14 protein-coding genes are annotated in these 17,193 nt (G+C 72.5%); 5 read left to right on the forward strand and 9 right to left on the reverse strand.

The annotated features are described in order from the left end of the window. Positions 1 to 44: 44 nt before the first annotated feature. Positions 45 to 599 carry a DJ-1/PfpI family protein gene (locus ACFVU3_RS25860; protein WP_383463926.1) on the forward strand — a complete coding sequence of 185 codons (555 nt, stop codon included), beginning with the start codon at positions 45 to 47 and terminating at the stop codon, positions 597 to 599. A 42-nt stretch (positions 600 to 641) separates the two neighbouring features. Here ACFVU3_RS25860 and ACFVU3_RS25865 read toward each other — a convergent pair whose 3' ends face one another. Both ACFVU3_RS25865 and ACFVU3_RS25870 read right to left on the reverse strand, forming a co-directional pair. Continuing rightward, on the reverse strand, positions 642 to 1,304 hold the full coding sequence (locus ACFVU3_RS25865; RefSeq protein WP_390069722.1) for an HAD family hydrolase: 663 nt from the start codon (positions 1,302 to 1,304) through the stop codon (positions 642 to 644). A 24-nt stretch (positions 1,305 to 1,328) separates the two neighbouring features. Further along, positions 1,329 to 1,835, reverse strand: a complete 507-nt coding sequence (locus ACFVU3_RS25870; protein ID WP_390069724.1) for a DUF6912 family protein — start codon at positions 1,833 to 1,835, stop codon at positions 1,329 to 1,331. Between the two features lie 216 nt (positions 1,836 to 2,051). Here ACFVU3_RS25870 and ACFVU3_RS25875 point away from each other — a divergent pair, with 216 nt between their 5' ends. Beyond that, on the forward strand, positions 2,052 to 2,834 hold the full coding sequence (locus tag ACFVU3_RS25875) for an Rv3235 family protein (protein WP_390069726.1): 783 nt from the start codon (positions 2,052 to 2,054) through the stop codon (positions 2,832 to 2,834). A 54-nt stretch (positions 2,835 to 2,888) separates the two neighbouring features. On the opposite strand, the gene secA is transcribed toward ACFVU3_RS25875, so the two are convergent. Further along, complete coding sequence (gene secA, locus ACFVU3_RS25880) at positions 2,889 to 5,693, reverse strand: preprotein translocase subunit SecA (RefSeq protein ID WP_390069728.1); 2,805 nt, start codon at positions 5,691 to 5,693, stop codon at positions 2,889 to 2,891. A gap of 239 nt (positions 5,694 to 5,932) precedes the next feature. Between secA and ACFVU3_RS25885 the strand changes: the two genes are divergently transcribed. After that, the gene (locus ACFVU3_RS25885) at positions 5,933 to 6,574 is read left to right on the forward strand and encodes a GNAT family N-acetyltransferase (RefSeq protein WP_390069730.1); all 642 of its coding nucleotides are present in this window, start codon (positions 5,933 to 5,935) and stop codon (positions 6,572 to 6,574) included. Positions 6,575 to 6,583: 9 nt separating this feature from the next. Further along, positions 6,584 to 7,771, forward strand: a complete 1,188-nt coding sequence (locus tag ACFVU3_RS25890) for a winged helix-turn-helix domain-containing protein (protein ID WP_390069732.1) — start codon at positions 6,584 to 6,586, stop codon at positions 7,769 to 7,771. A gap of 10 nt (positions 7,772 to 7,781) precedes the next feature. Here the strand turns inward: ACFVU3_RS25890 and ACFVU3_RS25895 are convergent, their stop codons facing one another. The 6 genes from ACFVU3_RS25895 to mtrA form a co-directional block, all read right to left on the reverse strand. Next, on the reverse strand, positions 7,782 to 8,546 hold the full coding sequence (locus ACFVU3_RS25895; RefSeq protein WP_390069734.1) for a response regulator: 765 nt from the start codon (positions 8,544 to 8,546) through the stop codon (positions 7,782 to 7,784). 308 nt (positions 8,547 to 8,854) lie between these two features. Further along, on the reverse strand, positions 8,855 to 9,541 hold the full coding sequence (hpf, locus tag ACFVU3_RS25900) for a ribosome hibernation-promoting factor, HPF/YfiA family (RefSeq protein WP_390069736.1): 687 nt from the start codon (positions 9,539 to 9,541) through the stop codon (positions 8,855 to 8,857). A gap of 292 nt (positions 9,542 to 9,833) precedes the next feature. Beyond that, positions 9,834 to 10,634 carry a ComF family protein gene (locus ACFVU3_RS25905; protein ID WP_390069738.1) on the reverse strand — a complete coding sequence of 267 codons (801 nt, stop codon included), beginning with the start codon at positions 10,632 to 10,634 and terminating at the stop codon, positions 9,834 to 9,836. 111 nt (positions 10,635 to 10,745) lie between these two features. Continuing rightward, positions 10,746 to 12,611 carry an LpqB family beta-propeller domain-containing protein gene (locus ACFVU3_RS25910; protein ID WP_390069740.1) on the reverse strand — a complete coding sequence of 622 codons (1,866 nt, stop codon included), beginning with the start codon at positions 12,609 to 12,611 and terminating at the stop codon, positions 10,746 to 10,748. Continuing rightward, positions 12,601 to 14,586, reverse strand: coding sequence for an MtrAB system histidine kinase MtrB (gene mtrB / locus ACFVU3_RS25915; RefSeq protein WP_390069742.1), 1,986 nt, complete (start codon positions 14,584 to 14,586; stop codon positions 12,601 to 12,603). The genes ACFVU3_RS25910 and mtrB overlap by 11 nt, the downstream gene beginning before the upstream one ends. A 1-nt stretch (position 14,587) precedes the next feature. After that, complete coding sequence (mtrA, locus tag ACFVU3_RS25920) at positions 14,588 to 15,265, reverse strand: two-component system response regulator MtrA (protein ID WP_030498730.1); 678 nt, start codon at positions 15,263 to 15,265, stop codon at positions 14,588 to 14,590. A 356-nt stretch (positions 15,266 to 15,621) separates the two neighbouring features. On the opposite strand from mtrA, the gene ACFVU3_RS25925 reads away from it, so the two are divergent. Continuing rightward, a complete protein-coding gene (locus ACFVU3_RS25925) occupies positions 15,622 to 16,812 on the forward strand; it encodes a glycerophosphoryl diester phosphodiesterase membrane domain-containing protein (RefSeq protein WP_390069744.1) in 1,191 nt (396 codons plus the stop codon). The last annotated feature ends 381 nt before the right edge of the window (positions 16,813 to 17,193 follow it).

Raw genomic sequence — 17,193 nt, forward strand, 5'->3', positions numbered from 1 at the left:
CGCGAGCACGACGACGGACGACCATCCCTGAAACCGGGAGAACCATGGCGAAGATCTTGATCGTGACGGGGGACGCGGCGGAATCGCTGGAGGTGTTGTACCCGTACCAGCGTCTGCTCGAAGAAGGGTACGAGGTCGACATCGCCGCTCCGGCGCGCAAACAGCTCCGGTTCGTGGTCCACGACTTCGAGCCCGGCTACGACACGTACACGGAGAAGCCCGGCTACACCTGGCCCGCCGACCTGGCGTTCTCGGAGGTCGACCCGGGCGACTACGTGGCGGTGGTGATCCCGGGCGGCCGCGCCCCGGAGTACCTGCGCAACGACCCGGAGCTCCGCAAGATCCTCAAGTCGTTCTTCGACGCGGACAAGCCGGTGGCCCAGATCTGCCACGGCCCGCTGCTGACGGCGGCGGTCGGCGGCCTGGAGGGGCGCCGGGTCACCGCGTACCCGGCCCTCGAACCGGACATGCAGGCCGCTGGCGCCGACTTCCAGGACTCGGCGGCGGTCGTCGACGGACTGCTGGTCTCCTCGCGCGCCTGGCCGGACCACCCGACGTGGATGCGCGAATTCCTGAAGGTGCTGCGCGCCAAGGGCTGACGCCCCCGCGGGGCCGCCCGGCGGGCGGCCCCGTCCATCCGGCTACGCGAGCTCCTCCGCGACGGCGACGGCCTCCTCCAGGGAGTCGACCACCGGCACGCCGACCCGCTCCAGCGAGGCCCGGCTGTGCGAGCCGCCGGTGTAGAGCACGGCCTTCGCCCCGACGTGCGCGGCGGCGATCGCGTCGTCGGCGGCGTCGCCGATGACGACGATCCGCTCGGACGGGACGGCGAGCGCCTCCAGGTGGCGGACCATGTGCCCGGACTTGCCGTCCGTGGAGCTGTCGGGGCGCCCGTCGACCCGGAGGAACCGCTCCGAGATCCCGTACCGCCGCACCAGCGGCAGCAGCTCGGCGTGCGGCGCCAGCGACAGCAGCGACTGGGTGGCCCCGGCGGCCTGCCGGGCGGCCAGCAGCTCGGCGGCGCCCGAGGTCAGCCCGCACCCCTCGGCCCGCTCCCAGTAGTGCCGGTGGAAGGTCCCGTCCATCAGGGTCCACTCGGCGTCGGTGGGCAGCCGGCCCATCAGCCGCTCGTAGAACCTCGGGACCGGGACGGTGTACAGCTCGCGGTACCGCTCCAGCGTGATCGGTTCGAGGCCGAGCTCCGCGAAGGCCGCGTTGGTGGCGCCGATGACGGCGCCGGTGTCGTCGAGCAGGGTGCCGTTCCAGTCCCAGACCAGATGCTTCCCCGTGTGCTGCTTCCCCATGGAGCGACGGTACAGGCCGCGGCCTCAGCGGAGGAGGGAGGGGATCTCCTGCACCCCGAACCAGAGCAGCTCGTGGTCCTCGGCCCCGTCCACGACGAACTGCGCGTCGTCGTCGCCCAGGTCGGCGGCGCCGAGCGCGGCGGCCGCGGCGGTGACGTCCGCCTCGGCGTCGTCCGCGTCGGCGTGCACGGCGGCGGCCTTGGCGAGGGCGACGGCCGCGGCGATCCGCACCTCGCCGATCGCACCGGCGTCGAGCCCGCGGTCCGGGTCCGCGGCGGCGTCCTTGTCGGCCACGTCGACGGCGACGACCACCCGGCGCCGCGGCGCCTCCGGGTCGCCCGCGACGAGCCGCAGCGAGGCGGCGGCGGCGCGGCTCAGCGCCGCGTACTCCAGCTCCTCGATGTCGTCGGAGACGTACCACTCGCGCAGCGCCGGCGTGACGGCGTAGGCGGTCAGCGGGCCGGGGCCCAGCTCGCCCGCCTTGTGCGCCTGTGCGAGACCGGGAAGGGTCAGAGGGACGTACACGCGCATGACTGGCCGCTTTCGTAGTCGGAAACGCCCTCAGGATACGTCCGGCCCCACCGCCCCGGGATGTCCACCCGTGGGCCGCCGCCGCCCTGATAGGTGAATCACTCAGCGTGTCCGCCGCCGCCTCCACCACCCTTGCGGCGGCCGGAACGGGCCTTGTACAAGATCCCCACGGAAAGTTACCGACCGGTATCACACGGTCACATCGGAAGGGGTCCCATGCCGCACCGCGCCTCCGTCACCCACCCCCACCCGGCTCCCCCTCCCGGGCCCGACCACCCCGCCGGCACCCCCGCCATCCGCCCCCACACGCCCCCGCCGCCCAGGACCGACCACCCCGCCGGCACCCTCGTCCCCCACCCCCACACGCCCTCACCGGCCGGCACCGGCCACCCCGCCGGCGTCCGCCCGGCCCCCACCGCGCCTCCCGCGCCTCCCGCCCTCACCGTGCCTGCCGCGCCTCCCGCGCCTCCCGCCCTCACCGCCCCCGCGCCCCGCGGAGCCCCGCAGACCGCCGTCCGGCGCGGCGGACGCGCCCCGCGCCACGCGGGCGCCTCCGGCGGCCCCGGTGGCCGTCCACGGGCCGCCGTACCCGCCCAGGGCACCGCCGGCGGCCGGCCCGGGTGCGGCGCCGGCGCGGTGGCGCCCCGGGCCCTCCCCGTCCACACCGCCTTCGCGGAGCGGCTGCTCGCGGTGCTCAGCGGGGACCGGCCGGTGCACTCGATGCTGGGGCTGACCGTCGGGGAGGCGTACGAGCAGCTGGTCCGGCTCGCGCCCAGGAGCACGGTCCGCGGACCCGGCCCCCGCCCGGTCCTGCGCCGGTGCGCCGCCCAGCCGCACTCCGGCGACACCGTCCTGGAGGTCTTCGCCTCGCTCGCCGCCGGCCACCGCGTCCGCGCCCTCGCCTTCCGCCTGGAGCGCGGCCCCGACCACCGCTGGCGCTGCGCCTCCGTCGAGCTGGACGGCCTGGGCCGGCTCGTCGGCGGCGGCGCCCAGCCATGACGAAGGGCCCTGCCGGACGGATCCGGCAGGGCCCTTCGACGGTTCGGGCCGCCCTTACTTCTTGCGGCGGCGCCCGCCCGCGTTCTTCTGCGCCTTGCGGCGCTCCGCGCGGGTCATGCCGTCGCCCTCCGCGTCACCGTCCGCGCCGAAGTCGCCCTCGACGACACCGCCGTCGCCGTCCACCGACGGCGCGGAGAAGTGCAGCCGGTCCGGACGCTGCGGGGCGTCGAGCCCCTTCGCGCGGATCTCCGGACGGCCGCCCGCCGGCACGGCGTCGCCCTTGTCCAGAGACGGCGCGCCGGCCTGCACCGGGACCTCCTCGACCTGCTGCTCGACCTGGACCTCCAGGTTGAACAGGTAGCCGACGGACTCCTCCTTGATGCCCTCCATCATGGCGGTGAACATGTCGAAGCCCTCGCGCTGGTACTCGACCAGCGGGTCCTTCTGCGCCATCGCGCGCAGGCCGATGCCCTCCTGGAGGTAGTCCATCTCGTAGAGGTGCTCGCGCCACTTGCGGTCGAGGACCGAGAGGACGACCCGGCGCTCCAGCTCACGCATGATCTCCGAGCCGAGCTGCGTCTCGCGCGCCTCGTACTGCTCGTGGATGTCGTCCTTGATGGACTCCTCGATGAACTCGGCGGTGATGCCCGCGCGGTCGCCCGCCGTGTCCTCGAGCTCGTCGACGGTGACCTTCACCGGGTAGAGCTGCTTGAAGGCGCTCCACAGCCGGTCGAGGTCCCACTCCTCCGCGAAGCCCTCGGCGGTCTCCTGGCGGATGTAGTCGTCGATGGTGTCGTCCATGAAGTGGCGGATCTGCTCGTGCAGGTCCTCGCCCTCCAGGACGCGGCGGCGCTCGCCGTAGATGACCTCGCGCTGCCGGTTGAGGACCTCGTCGTACTTCAGGACGTTCTTGCGCGTCTCGAAGTTCTGGGTCTCGACCTGCGACTGGGCGGAGGCGATGGCCCGGGTGACCATCTTGTTCTCGATCGGCACGTCGTCCGGCACGTTGGCCATGGCCATCACGCGCTCGACCATCTGGGCCTTGAAGAGGCGCATCAGGTCGTCGCCGAGCGACAGGTAGAAGCGCGACTCGCCCGGGTCGCCCTGACGGCCGGAACGACCGCGCAGCTGGTTGTCGATACGGCGCGACTCGTGGCGCTCGGTGCCCAGCACGTACAGGCCGCCGAGCTCCTTGACCTCCTCGAACTCCGCCTTCACGGCCTTCTCGGCGCGCTCCATGGCGGCGGGGAGGGCCGCGGCCCACTCCTCGACGTGCTCGACCGGGTCCAGACCCGCCTGGCGCAGCTCCGCCTCGGCGAGGTCGTCCGGGTTGCCGCCGAGCTTGATGTCGGTACCGCGGCCGGCCATGTTGGTGGCGACGGTGACGGCGCCGCGGCGGCCGGCCTGGGCGACGATGCTGGCCTCGCGCTCGTGGTGCTTGGCGTTCAGCACCTCGTGCGGGACACCGCGCTTGGAGAGCTGCTGCGAGAGGTACTCGGACTTCTCGACCGAGGTGGTGCCGACGAGGACCGGCTGGCCCTTCTCGTGCTTCTCGACGATGTCGTCGACGACGGCGGCGAACTTGGCGACCTCGGTCCGGTAGATCAGGTCGGACTGGTCCTTGCGCTGCATCGGCCGGTTCGTCGGGATCGGGACGACGCCGAGCTTGTAGATCTGGTGGAACTCGGCCGCCTCGGTCATGGCCGTACCGGTCATGCCGGAGAGCTTGTCGTAGAGGCGGAAGAAGTTCTGGAGGGTGATCGTGGCGAGCGTCTGGTTCTCGTCCTTGATCTGCACGCCCTCCTTGGCCTCGATGGCCTGGTGCATGCCCTCGTTGTAGCGGCGGCCGGCGAGGATACGGCCGGTGTGCTCGTCGACGATCATGACCTCGCCGTCGATGACGACGTAGTCCTTGTCCTTCTTGAACAGTTCCTTCGCCTTGATGGCGTTGTTCAGGTAGCCGACGAGCGGGGTGTTCACCGACTCGTAGAGGTTGTCGATGCCGAGCCAGTCCTCGACCTTGGCGACACCGGCCTCGTGGATGCCGACGGTGCGCTTCTTCTCGTCGACCTCGTAGTCGCCGGTCTCCTCGATGCCCTTCAGCGGGTTGCCGGGCTCGCCCCTGGTGAGACGGGTGACGAGCTTCGCGAAGTCGCCGTACCACTTGGTGGCCTGGTCGGCCGGGCCGGAGATGATCAGCGGCGTACGGGCCTCGTCGACCAGGATCGAGTCGACCTCGTCGACGCACGCGTAGTTGTGGCCGCGCTGGACGAGCTCGTCCTTCGACCAGGCCATGTTGTCGCGCAGGTAGTCGAAGCCGAACTCGTTGTTCGTGCCGTACGTGATGTCGCAGCCGTACTGCTCACGGCGCTGCGCCGGGGTCATGTTGGCGAGGATGCAGCCCACCTGGAGACCCAGGAACTTGTGGACCCGGCCCATCATCTCGGAGTCGCGCTCGGCCAGGTAGTCGTTGACCGTGATCAGGTGCACGCCCTTGCCGGAGAGCGCGTTGAGGTACGCCGGGAGCGTGCCGACGAGGGTCTTGCCCTCACCGGTCTTCATCTCGGCGACGTAGCCGAGGTGCAGCGCGGCGCCGCCCATGATCTGGACGTCGTAGTGGCGCTGGCCGAGGACGCGCTTGGCCGCCTCGCGGACGGTGGCGAACGCCTCGGGCAGCAGGTCGTCGAGGCTCTCGCCGTCGGCGTACCGCTGCTTGTACTCCTCCGTGAGGGCCCGCAGGTCGGCGTCGGAGAGGTTGACGAAGTCCTCTTCGATGGAGTTGACCTGGTCCGCGATGCGGTGCAGTTTGCGCAGGATCTTGCCTTCGCCTGCACGCATGAGCTTGTTGAAGACGGACACTGAGGCTGGTCTCCTTGCCGGTCGGGCCTGGCACTGGGTCTTGTCACGGACACGAGCGCGGGCACGGCAGGTGGTCCCCACCGCAACGGCCATCGTAAGCGAGACCACCCTCACGGAGGGAGGCCCGCAGGGTAGCCGCCGCACGTCCGCCCGGAAAGAGAACGCCCGAGGTGGTCGGAAGGTGCCGCGCCTTCCGAAAAGTGTTCGCTTCCGTCCGGCGCGCTCCCCACAATCCGGGCATGGATCCCATCACGCTCACCAGCGAACGCCTCCGGCTCCGCGTCTTCGTCCCCGAGGACGAGGACATCGTGTACGCGCACTGCCAGGACCCCGCCATCCGCCGCTGGACGACCGTGCCGGATCCGTATCCGCGCGAGGCCGCCTCGTTCTTCCTGAACCGGATCGTCCCGGACGGCTGGCGCGACGACACCGACTACGCCTTCGCCGTCGAGCCGCTGGACGGCGGCCCCCTGATCGCCGCCGTCGGCCTGCACAACCGCGGCACCGGCGTCTGGGAGGTCGGCTTCTGGCTGGCCCCCGGACAGCGCGGCAAGGGCTACATGACGGAGGTGGTCCGGACCGTCGCCCACTGGGCCTTCACCGGCCTGGGCTGCGTCCGGCTGATCTGGCGCGCCGAGATCGGCAACACCGGCTCGCGCGCCGTCGCCGAGCGGGTCGGCTTCGCCCTGGAGGGCGTCCAGCGCGCGGGCCTGCTGCACAACGGCACGCTCCGGGACGCCTGGATCGGCTCGCTGCTCCCCTCCGACTTCGGCCTGCCCAGCCCCGTCCCGTACCTGCCGCCCCGGCAGGCGCCGGCCTCCGTGGACCCCCGGGCGACCGCCGCCCCGGAGGCCCCCGGCACTGTCGGTCCGGGGGCCTAGGGTTTCCGCATGACGACCGTGCCGACCGCTCCGAAGCCCGCTCCCCAGCCCGTCGCCGACCTCTCCGCCGCCGAGGCCCGCCGGATCGCCCTGCGCGCCCAGGGCTTCCTCGGCGCCCCCGACCGCCGGGCCGGGGTCCGCGGGGTGCTCCGTCACCTCGGCCAGGTCCAGCTGGACACCATCTCGGTCCTGGCCCGCTCGCACGAACTGATCCCGTACGCGCGCCTCGGCGCGGTCGGCCGCCCGGCGGTGGAGGAGGCGTACTGGTCGGAGGGGCACGCCTTCGAGTACTGGTCGCACGCCGCCTGCATCCTGCCGGTCGAGGAGTGGCCGCTCTTCGCCTTCCGCCGCCGCGCCTACCGCGACCGCCCGCACTGGCACCACGCGCTCTCGGACGGCTCCTACGCCAAGGTGATCGACCAGCTGCGGTCCGAGGGCCCGCGGACGGCGACCGAGCTCGGCGGCGCCAAGAACAAGGGCGAGTGGTGGGACTGGTCCGACACCAAGATCGCGGTCGAGCGGGCGCTGATGTACGGCGAGGTCGTCGTCACCGAGCGGCGCGGCTGGAAGCGCGTGTACGACCTGGCGGAGCGCGCGATCCCGGAGCCGCTGCGCCACGACGACCTGGACGACACCGAGTGCGTGCGGCGCCTCGTCCGGCAGGCGGGCGAGGCGCTCGGCGTCGGCACGCGCACGGACATCGCCGACTACCACCGGCTGAGGGCGGAGCAGTTCGACGCGGTGGTGGCGGACTCGGGCCTGGTGCCGGTGACGGTGGAGGGCTGGGGGAAGCCGGCCTGGGCGGACCCGGCGGCGCTGGCGACGGAGCCGCGCGGCCGGCACCGCACGACGCTCCTCTCCCCCTTCGACTCGCTGATCTGGGAGCGGGCGCGCACGGAGCGGATCTTCGGCTTCACGCACCGCCTGGAGGCGTACGTGCCGAAGCCGAAGCGGGTGCACGGCTACTTCGCGATGCCGGTCCTCGCCGGAGGCCGTCTGGTCGGCCGCGTGGACCCGGCCCGCGAGGGCCGCACCCTGGTCGCCAAGCAGGTCTCCCTGGACGGCCCGAAGGCGGTGCCCGCGGTCGCCCAGGCGCTCCGCGAGGCCGCCGCGTGGGTCGGCTGCGACGCGGTCCGCGTGGAGCGCGTGGACCCGCCGGAGGCGGCCCCGCCGCTCACGAAGGCGCTGGACGCGTAGCGCCCGGCGCCTACCGGATCTCCAGGATCTTCTCCCGCATGGCGTACACCACGGCCTCCATGCGGGAATGCAGCTGAAGTTTCTCCAGGATGTTCCGCACGTGGTTCTTCACCGTGTTCTCGGAGATGAAGAGTTCCTTGGCGATGTCCCTGTTGTTCATTCCGGTCGCGACGAGCTTGAGGACCTCCAGTTCGCGGTCGGTGAGCCGGGGCGCGGGGACGAGACGGCGCTCGTCGGTGCGCTGGATCATCGACTTGAACTCGGTGAGGAGCTTCGACGCCATCGACGGGCTGATCTGCGACTGCCCGTCCGCGACGGCGCGGATCGCGGTCGCGACCTCGTCGGTGGAGATCTCCTTGAGGAGGTAGCCGGTGGCGCCCGCCTTGATCGCGTCGTAGAGGTCGGCCTCCTCGTCGCTGATCGTCAGCATGATGATCTTCGCGCTGGGCGCGACCTCCTTGATGGAGGTGCACGCCTCGATGCCGCCGCGCCGGGGCATCCGCACGTCCATCAGGACGATGTCGGGCAGCAGGTCCGCCGCCTTGTCCACCGCCTCGGCCCCGTCGCCGGCCTCGCCGACGACCTGGATGTCCTCCTCCTGCGCGAGGACGATCTCGAGTCCGCGCCGGAAGAGCGCGTGGTCGTCCACGACCAGCACCCGGATCGGCTCCTTGCGATAGACCTCGTTGGCCGATTCCGGTCCTTCCTGAACACCCTCATGGGCGAGCGCGCCGCGCTCGTGCCCGCTGAGCACCGGGCCGAAGCTGTCTGCCATCGTTCCTCCCCCTGAAGGCCGTGGCCTGAATTCATTTCCGGTCCTCCAACCACTGCCCGGGAAGCACCGGTTGGCGTGCGCGCCATGATTTCATGCCCCGGCGGTCCCGGGGTGGCCCCATGGGCGCACAGGGGTGCCCCTGGGGGGCGCGGGGAGCGCTCCAGGGGCACCGGACGGTACTCATGTGGCGGATGGTGCGGTGCGGGCGCGGTGTGCGGAGAGCGCTGCCGCAGCCCGGCCTCCGGGCGGCCCGTCGGCCGATCGGCGGGGACCGGTCGGCGGGGCCGGCCGGTCAGCCGTTCGACGGGTCAGCCGCCGAGCGCACCGCCCGCGCCGCCGCTGTTCTCGGCGAGCGGGTCGTTCTCCAGGTGGATGACGCCGTAGTCGTAGGCGTGGCGCCGGTAGACGACGCTCGGCTGCTTGGTCTCGGCGTCGACGAAGAGATAGAAGTCGTGCCCGACCAGTTCCATCTCGTAGAGGGCCTGGTCGAGTCCCATCGCGGCGGCCCGGTGCGTCTTCTCGCGGACCACCAGCGGACCTTCGCCCTGGACCTCGATCGAGCCCATCATCGTGGTGGGCACCTCGCCGCCGGTCTCGTCGGCGACGAGCTCGCCGTGGCCGTTCAGCTGGGCGACGCCGGGGACGACGTCGGCGACCTCCGCCGCGGAGAGCCGCCCGTTGCCCCGGCGGGTGTAGCGCTTGTCGTGCTGCTTGCGGAGCCTGGCCTCCAGCTTGTCGCTGGCCAGGTCGAGGGCCGCGTACGGGTCGCCGGCCGACGCTTCCGCCCGGATGACCGGGCCTCGGGAGTGGAGGGTGATCTCCACGCGGTCGGACCGGTCGGCCTGCCGCGGGTTGGGCTCCTTGGACACCTCGACGTCGAGGCTGATCACCTTGCCGTCGAGCTTCTGGATCTTCTCCAGCTTCAGCTTCTCGGCCACGTGCTTGCGGAACCGCTCGGGCACCTCTGTCTTGCGGCCCTTGACGACGATGTCCACGCAGAACTCCGTTCCCGGATCGCCCGTCCGGCTCCTAGGCCGACGGGCATCTCCCTTTGCACCAGCCCCGGCGTTCCACCGGAGCTCGGACTTGGCGACTTCGACCTCGTCCTCCCCAGTCGACAAGATCGCCACCCCGTCGACGAGAGGTTAATTCGCCTTTAACTCCTGTCCTGTGCGCAACCATGTATGCATCGAAGGATCGGACTTTCGTCCGCCCTCACAACCGAACATAGCCCCTTCGGACGGGTGTCGGCACCCGCTGCCGAGACTTACCTCCATTCGGAGGCTTTCACCTCTCACCACCTGCAACGATCCAAGTTCTTGGCGAGTTCCGGTTTATTTCGAACGAAGCGGGAGATGATGCGATCACAGCCGCCACCCGCTGTTCGAATTCGTGCTGCGCGGAATCACCGCGGGATCTTTCCGCCGTTCCGGGGATGAACGGAGGGTGTACGACCCTGAGGGCACGCGCCGCCTCCGCGAGCGTCGCGCCGGTGGTCATCAGGTCGTCCACGACGACCACCCGTCCGGCCGCCAGGAGCCGCGCGCCGCCCGGCACCACCTCCAGCGCGCCGGCCAGGTTCGCCCACCGTCCGCGCGCCCCGAGCCCCGCCTGGTCCGCCACCGCCCGCCGCTGCCGCAGCACCGGCACCACCCGCGCCGGCCGTCCCGCGCGCCGCAGCCGCGCCGCCGCGGCCAGCGCCACCCGCCGCGTCGGATCATGCCCCCGCGCCCGCACCGAGCGCCGCGAGGACGGCACCGGCACCAGGAGCAGCGGACGCCCCCCGCACTCCCCCACGGCGGCCTCCACGGCCCGCGAGAGCACCTCTCCCAGCGCCGCGGCGAGCCCCAGCGCCCCGCGCTCCTTGTGGGCGATCAGCAGCGCCCGTACCGCCCCCTCGTACGGCACGGCGGCGTGCACCTCCGGCAGCCCCGCGGGCTCCGGCGCCGGCCGCACCCGGACGGCCCCCGTCCCGGACCCGGCCAGCTCGCCCGCGCACCGCGCGCACAGCCCGCCCCGAGGCGCCCCGCACCCCTCGCAGGCGACGGGCAGCACCAGCCCGGAGATCTCGCGCCACCAGCCCCGCATGCGACCACTCTGGCCACGTCCGGCAGCCCCCGCCACCCCTGTGGACGACGCCCTGTGGACAACGGGGACCGGCCGGGGACCCCGGGGACGAACAAGCCCCCGGGACCGCTCCTACCCGGGGTAGACCGGCTCGGACCCGGACTTCACCACCGGCTGCCAGGTGGCCCCCGGCATCAGCCGCACGATCCCGTCGTTGCCGGAGGCGGCGATCAGCGGCTCGCTCTCCCGGTACGGCGCGGCCACCCCGTCGACCCCGTTGAGGCCCGGCAGCACCGAACTCGCGGAGGTGGAGCCGTCGGTCTCGAGGTAGCGGATCTGCTGCACGCCGCCGGCCTCCCGGCCGACCACGACGAGCCGCGACGGCCCGGCCCAGGAGACGGACGAGACCGACTCCATGCGCGGCGCGGCCGGCCGGAGGTCGTCCACCGACACGACCTGCTCGTCCATGCCGTCCTGCCGCTCGATCCGGCCGATCTGGAGGGTGGTCCGCCCCTCGCGGGTGATCAGGAGCGCGATCCGCACCCCGTCCGCCGAGACCCGCAGCGACTCGACCCGGGTGTCGTCCGTCAGCCAGTCCGCGCGGACCTCGATCCACTTGCCGGTGCCGTCGGGCACGACCACCAGCCGCTGGTGCCCCTTGGCCCGGTCGGCGATCCACAGATTGCCGCGACCGTCCCAACTGGGCTGCGAGAGCCGGTCCTTCGGATCCACCGCGGCGCCCGCCGAGCTCCTGAGCACCGCCTGCGGCTGCTCCTGCTCGGTGGTGATCGAGGAGACGTAGAGCGAACCGCCGTCCTCGGAGACCCCGGCCGCCCGGGTCCCGCCGCGGGCGACGGCGACCGAGCCCAGCCGCACCGCGCCCTTGCCGAGCGGCCCCGGCACCTCGGTCGGCTGGACCGAGTCCTTCCCGCTGGACGTGAGCGCCATCATCCGGCCGTCCTCGCCGACGAAGTACGGGGTCTCGGCCTGCCCGGTGTCCTGGACCGCCTCGAAATCCGCCGCCTGCCCCTTCCCCAGCTGGCACACGACCTTGTTGTCGACGTCCTGGAGCTCCACCTGGTCGACCCGTACGGAGGGAAGGTCGCCGAGCGTGACGAGCAGCTGGGCCGCCAGCCGCCGGCACACCTCGCCGCCGAACCGGTCGGCCTTCACGTTGAGCGGCACCTTGAGCGTGGACTGGTCGTCCGAGGTCAGCGTGGTGACGCCCTTGCGCAGCTCCGTGCCGGACGGGAAGGGCGAGTCGACGGCCGGCCGCAGCCAGTGCGTGGGCCCCGCCAGGAGCGCCTTCACCGTCTGGGTCACCGGGTCCATCCGGGTGACGGGGTCCTGCCGCTGCCGGATGTACACGGGGTCGGCGACCAGGAGGTCCTCGCCGGACGCGAAGTAGTACCGGTTGACCGACCGGTAGTTCCGCAGGAAGTCGGCCTCACCGAGGACCAGGCCGGGCGGCAGGGCGTCGATGCGCCACCGCTTCTCCTTGCCGTCGGTCTCCTGCACGACGTGGATCGCCTCCGCGTACTCCACCGCGCTCTTCGGCTGGTACGCGTGCCGGGCGTCCACGGTCGCGATCGTCCGGCCGGATATCGGGTAGGCGCGGCCCTGGGTCCCCGGGTCCGCGTTGCGGTCGGCCGGCTGCCGGTCGGGCGCGGTGCTGAGCACGGTGATGCTCTGCTCCGGCTTCCAGTTCCTGGCGGCCTTCTGGGTCAGGTACTTGCGGGCGGTCGCGAAGCCGGGGTCGTCACTGGTCATGGCCTCCAGGAAACCGTCGACGATCTCGTCCGGGTCCGCGTTCTCCCGGGGCGCGACCGCGTAGACCCGCACCTGCGAGTCCCCGGGGTTGGCCCCCCGTACCGCCTGGACGTCACCGCTGTCGGGCATGGCCGCGCAGCCCGTCGCCAGGAGTCCGCCGCAGGCGGCCAGCACCAGCGTCCGTCCGCCCCGTCCCCGCCCCGCCCGCAGTCGCGCGTCAGCGCCCACCTGTGCCGTCCTCCCGCTCCGCGTTCCCCGCCGCGCCCGTGCCGTGGCCGTGCTCCGTCTCCGCCGCCGTCCGGGCCACCACCCGGGCCCCGCTGCCGGGCAGCGCCGCCGGGTCGACGGCCGCCCTCGGCGGTGCCGGGATCCTCGGCGGCACGGGGGTCAGCGGAGGCCGCCCCCCGGCCGGCTGGGCCGGCACCGACGCGGTCCGGCCGGCGGCCTGCTCCCGGTTGCGCCGGGAATCCTCGGGCTCCAGGGGTATCGGCGACCCCCGCAGCGGCTCGTCCGCCGTGCGCGGCAGCGTGAGCCGGAACTGCGAACCGCCGCCCGGCTCGCCCCACGCCTGGAGCCAGCCGCCGTGCAGCCGCGCGTCCTCGACGGCGATCGACAGGCCGAGGCCCGTACCGCCGGTGGTCCGCGCGCGGGCCGGGTCGGCCCGCCAGAACCGGTTGAAGACCCGGGTCGCCTCGCCCGGCTTCAGACCCACGCCGTAGTCGCGTACGGCGACGGCGACGGCCCCTCCGGCCGCGGCCAGCTTCACCACGACATCCTTGCCCTCGCCGTGCTCGACGGCGTTGACCACCAGGTTGCGCAGCACCCGCTCGACCCGGCGGGCGTCCGCCTCGGCCACGACGGGCTGCTCGTCGCCGACGACGACGATCCTGGTGCCCTTCCGCTCGGCCAGCGGCTCGGCGCCGCCGATGACCCGGCGCACCACCTGCCGCAGGTCGATCGGCTCGGCCTCCAGGGCCGCGGCGCCGGCGTCGAAGCGGCTGATCTCCAGCAGGTCGGCGAGGAGCGACTCGAAGCGGTCGAGCTGGTCGCCGAGGAGTTCCGCGGAGCGCGCGGTGACGGGATCGAAGTCGACCCGGGCCTCGTGGATGACGTCGGCCGCCATCCGGACGGTGGTCAGCGGCGTCCGCAGCTCGTGCGAGACGTCGGAGACGAACCGCCGCTGCATCCGCGACAGCTCCTCCAGCTGCTGGATCTTGAGCTGAAGGTTGGACGCCATCTTGTTGAACGCCTCGCCGAGGCGCGCGATGTCGTCCTCGCCGGTGACCTTCATCCGCTCCTGGAGCCGGCCGGCGGAGAGCCGCTCGGCGATCCCGGCGGCCATCCGCACGGGGGTCACCACCTGCCGCACCACGAACCAGGCGATCGCCCCGAGCAGCACCACCACGAAGAGTCCGGCGGTCGCCAGGGTGGTCTTGACCAGGGCGAGGGAGTCCTCCTCCTGGGTCAGCGGGAAGAGGTAGTACAGCTCGTACTGCTTGCCCTCGGCGTCGTTGAGCCGCTTGCCGATCACGAGCCCCGGCTCGGACTGCTTGTCGCTGGTGTAGTGGATGCGCCCGAACTTCTGGTACGGCACGTTGCCCTGCGCCACCTGCTGCCGCAGGTCGGCGGGGACGGACCGCGCGGGGTCGACCTCGCCGGAGGCGCGGGCGCCGCGGCTCGCGGTGTCGCTGGAGTCCAGCGAGAGCGCCACCACGTTGAACGCGTTCTGGCCACCGCTGGCGAGCTGCTCCACGAGCGTGGAGCGCCAGTTCACCGAGGATCCGGCCCGTACGCCGTCCTGCCCGGGCACGAAGGGCGTGGTCGCCGCCCGGTCCTGGGCGGCGGAGAACCCGCCCGCGGCCTGGATCTGGGCGGCCTTCTCCTTGGTGTCGAGCAGACCGTTGCGGACCTGCCCGATGACGACGAGGCCGAGGAGCAGGACCACGCCGAGGGACATCAGGAGGGTGCCGGCGACGACCCGCAGCTGGATGTTCCGCCGCCACAGCCGTATCGCCGGCAGCAGCGGCCGGCGGACCAGCCGGGCGACGATCCGGAAGACCCGTCCGCCCGGCGTCCCGTCCTGGAGAAGCCGTCCTCCGCGCGTCAGGCGGCCGGTACGCGAGCCCCCCCGTCCCGGTCCGGCAGCCCGCCCCGTACGGCCCCCGGGGTCCCGGGACTCCGGAGCAGCACTGCCCTTGCTCATATCAGCTCGGTCCCGCCTTGTAGCCGACTCCTCGGACGGTCACCACGATCTCCGGCCTCTCCGGGTCCTTCTCGACCTTCGAGCGGAGTCGCTGGACGTGCACGTTCACCAGCCGGGTGTCGGCCGCGTGCCGGTAGCCCCAGACCTGCTCCAGGAGCACCTCGCGGGTGAAGACCTGCCACGGCTTGCGCGCCAGCGCGACCAGCAGGTCGAACTCGAGCGGCGTGAGGGCGATCGACTGCCCGTCCCGCTTCACGGAATGCCCGGCCACGTCGATGACGAGGTCACCGATGGTGAGCTGCTCCGGCGCGGGCTCCTCGGAGCGCCGCAGCCGCGCCCGGATGCGGGCGACGAGCTCCTTCGGCTTGAACGGCTTGACGATGTAGTCGTCGGCCCCGGACTCCAGGCCCACGACGACGTCGACGGTGTCGCTCTTGGCCGTCAGCATCACGATGGGCACGCCTGACTCGGCCCTGATGAGCCGGCACACCTCGATGCCGTCCCGTCCGGGCAGCATGAGGTCCAGCAGCACCAGGTCCGGCTTGGCCTCCCGGAATGCGGCGAGAGCCTTGTCGCCGTCCGCGACGAACGACGGCTCGAACCCTTCACCCTTGAGCACGATCCCGAGCATCTCGGCCAGTGCGGTGTCGTCGTCGACGACGAGAACGCGTCCCTTCATATCGACATCATCCCATTTCCGTATCAGTCTCAAGGCGGCTGGTGAGATACCTCACTGACCTGCGACGACGTCTCGGACGGGCGCCTTGACTCCCTGTGTCCGCGCGTCCCGCCGCCAGTAACGACTGTCACCCCCGTGCCCCCGTGGTCGCCCAGAACCGTACCCCGCCGGGCGCCGAACGCCCACGTTCCGGAACAACCTTCGTACCCCGGTACGAGAAGGAGTTCCGCCCCGGGCCACGGCGGGGCCCCTCATGACACGATGGCAGCCGGCCCGCCGCCCGCCCGTGGACGGCCGCCGTGACCGAGCCGGTTCGCCGACCGGCACCGCGACCCAATCCGCCGAGGTGGACGACCGTGAACGACACTCCGGGCCGGAATACGCCCGGATCCGCCCCTTCCGACGGCCAGGACGGCCCCGCGATCCCCGGGCAGTCCTCCCCGACGGAGCCGAACGACTCCGCTCCCCAGTGGTCGAAGGACCAGCCGCCCGCCGGCCGGTGGTCCCCGCCGGCCCCCGGCCGCAACCGCCCGCCGGCTCCCGGCCGCGCCTGGGCGACGCCTCCCCCGCAGCGCGGCTGGGGCGGCCACGGCCCGGCGGTCCCGAAGCCGGGCGTGATCCCGCTCCGCCCGCTGGCCGTGGGCGAGATCCTCGAAGCCTCGGTCTCGACGCTCCGCCGCTACTGGCGGACGGTGCTGGCGGTCACGATCCCGGTGGCCGTGGTCACTCAGGTCGCCCTGATGTTCGTCCAGCGCTATCTGTCCGCCAAGGCCCCGGCCCTGCACGCGGACGCGACGCCGGCCGAGCAGCTGGAGGCGATCTCCGCCTATCTCCGTGCCTCCGTCAGCGAGCTGGGCCCGACGATGCTGGTTTCCGTGGCCGCCTCGGTCTTCACCAGCGCCCTGCTCACGGTGGTGGTCAGCCGGGCCGTCCTCGGCCGTCCGGTGACCCTCTCCGAGGCGTGGCGGGAAGCGAGCCCCCGTCTGCCCCAGCTGCTCGTGCTCTCCCTGGCGCTGCCGCTGGGCGCGGGGCTCCTCGCCTTCGTGGCGATGCTCCCCGGTCTGCTGCTCGGCGGCGCCGGCGGCGCGACGCTGGCGTTCCTCGGCGGTACGGCCGCGTTCCTCGCCGTCATCTGGCTGCTGATCCGCTTCAGCCTGGCCTCTCCGGCCCTGATGCTGGAGCGCCAGGGCGTCGTCGCGGCGCTGAAGCGCTCCGCGAAGCTGGTCACCGGTTCCTGGTGGCGCGTCTTCGGCATCACGGTGCTGGCCCAGCTCCTCATCACCGTCTTCACGATGGTCCTGACGATCCCGTTCACGGCGATCGCGTTCGCCGTCGACGGGGGCGCCCCGGCGTCCGGCCTGACCCTCACCTGGACCTATCTGATCGTGATGGCCGTCGGCGGAATCGTCAGCAGCGCCCTCACGTACCCGGTCGCGGCCGGCGTCACCGTCTTTCTCTACGTGGACCAGCGCATCCGCCGCGAGTCCCTCGACGTGGAACTCACCAAGGCCGCCGAGACCCCCGCGGAATCCCCCTCCCGGCACTGACGGGCCCCACCCCGCGAAACCCCCGACAGCTCCCGTCCTCGAGCCCTCAAGGCACCGAGGACGGGAGCTGTCCCCGTTCCGGCCGGTGTTCCTCTCCCCGCTCTCCTCCTGAGCCCCGCGTGTACGCACGTCCCGGGACCGCCCTGGACGGAGGCGGCAGCACCATCCGAAAGCACCCGCGAGAAGGCCCCCACCGGCCCCTCCACCGCCCCGCCGGCACCTCCCGGCACAAGGGGGGCACCCTCCGGGAGGGAACCCCCCAGAATCCCTCACAACCGTTCCCGCGAAAGTCCCGGTGAACGCAGAAAAGCCCCGCACCATGAGGTGCGGGGCTTTCCCACAATGATTGTTCGGCGGCGTCCTACTCTCCCACAGGGTCCC

This window comes from Streptomyces sp. NPDC058052 (assembly GCF_042885515.1).
Lineage (GTDB): Bacteria > Actinomycetota > Actinomycetes > Streptomycetales > Streptomycetaceae > Streptomyces.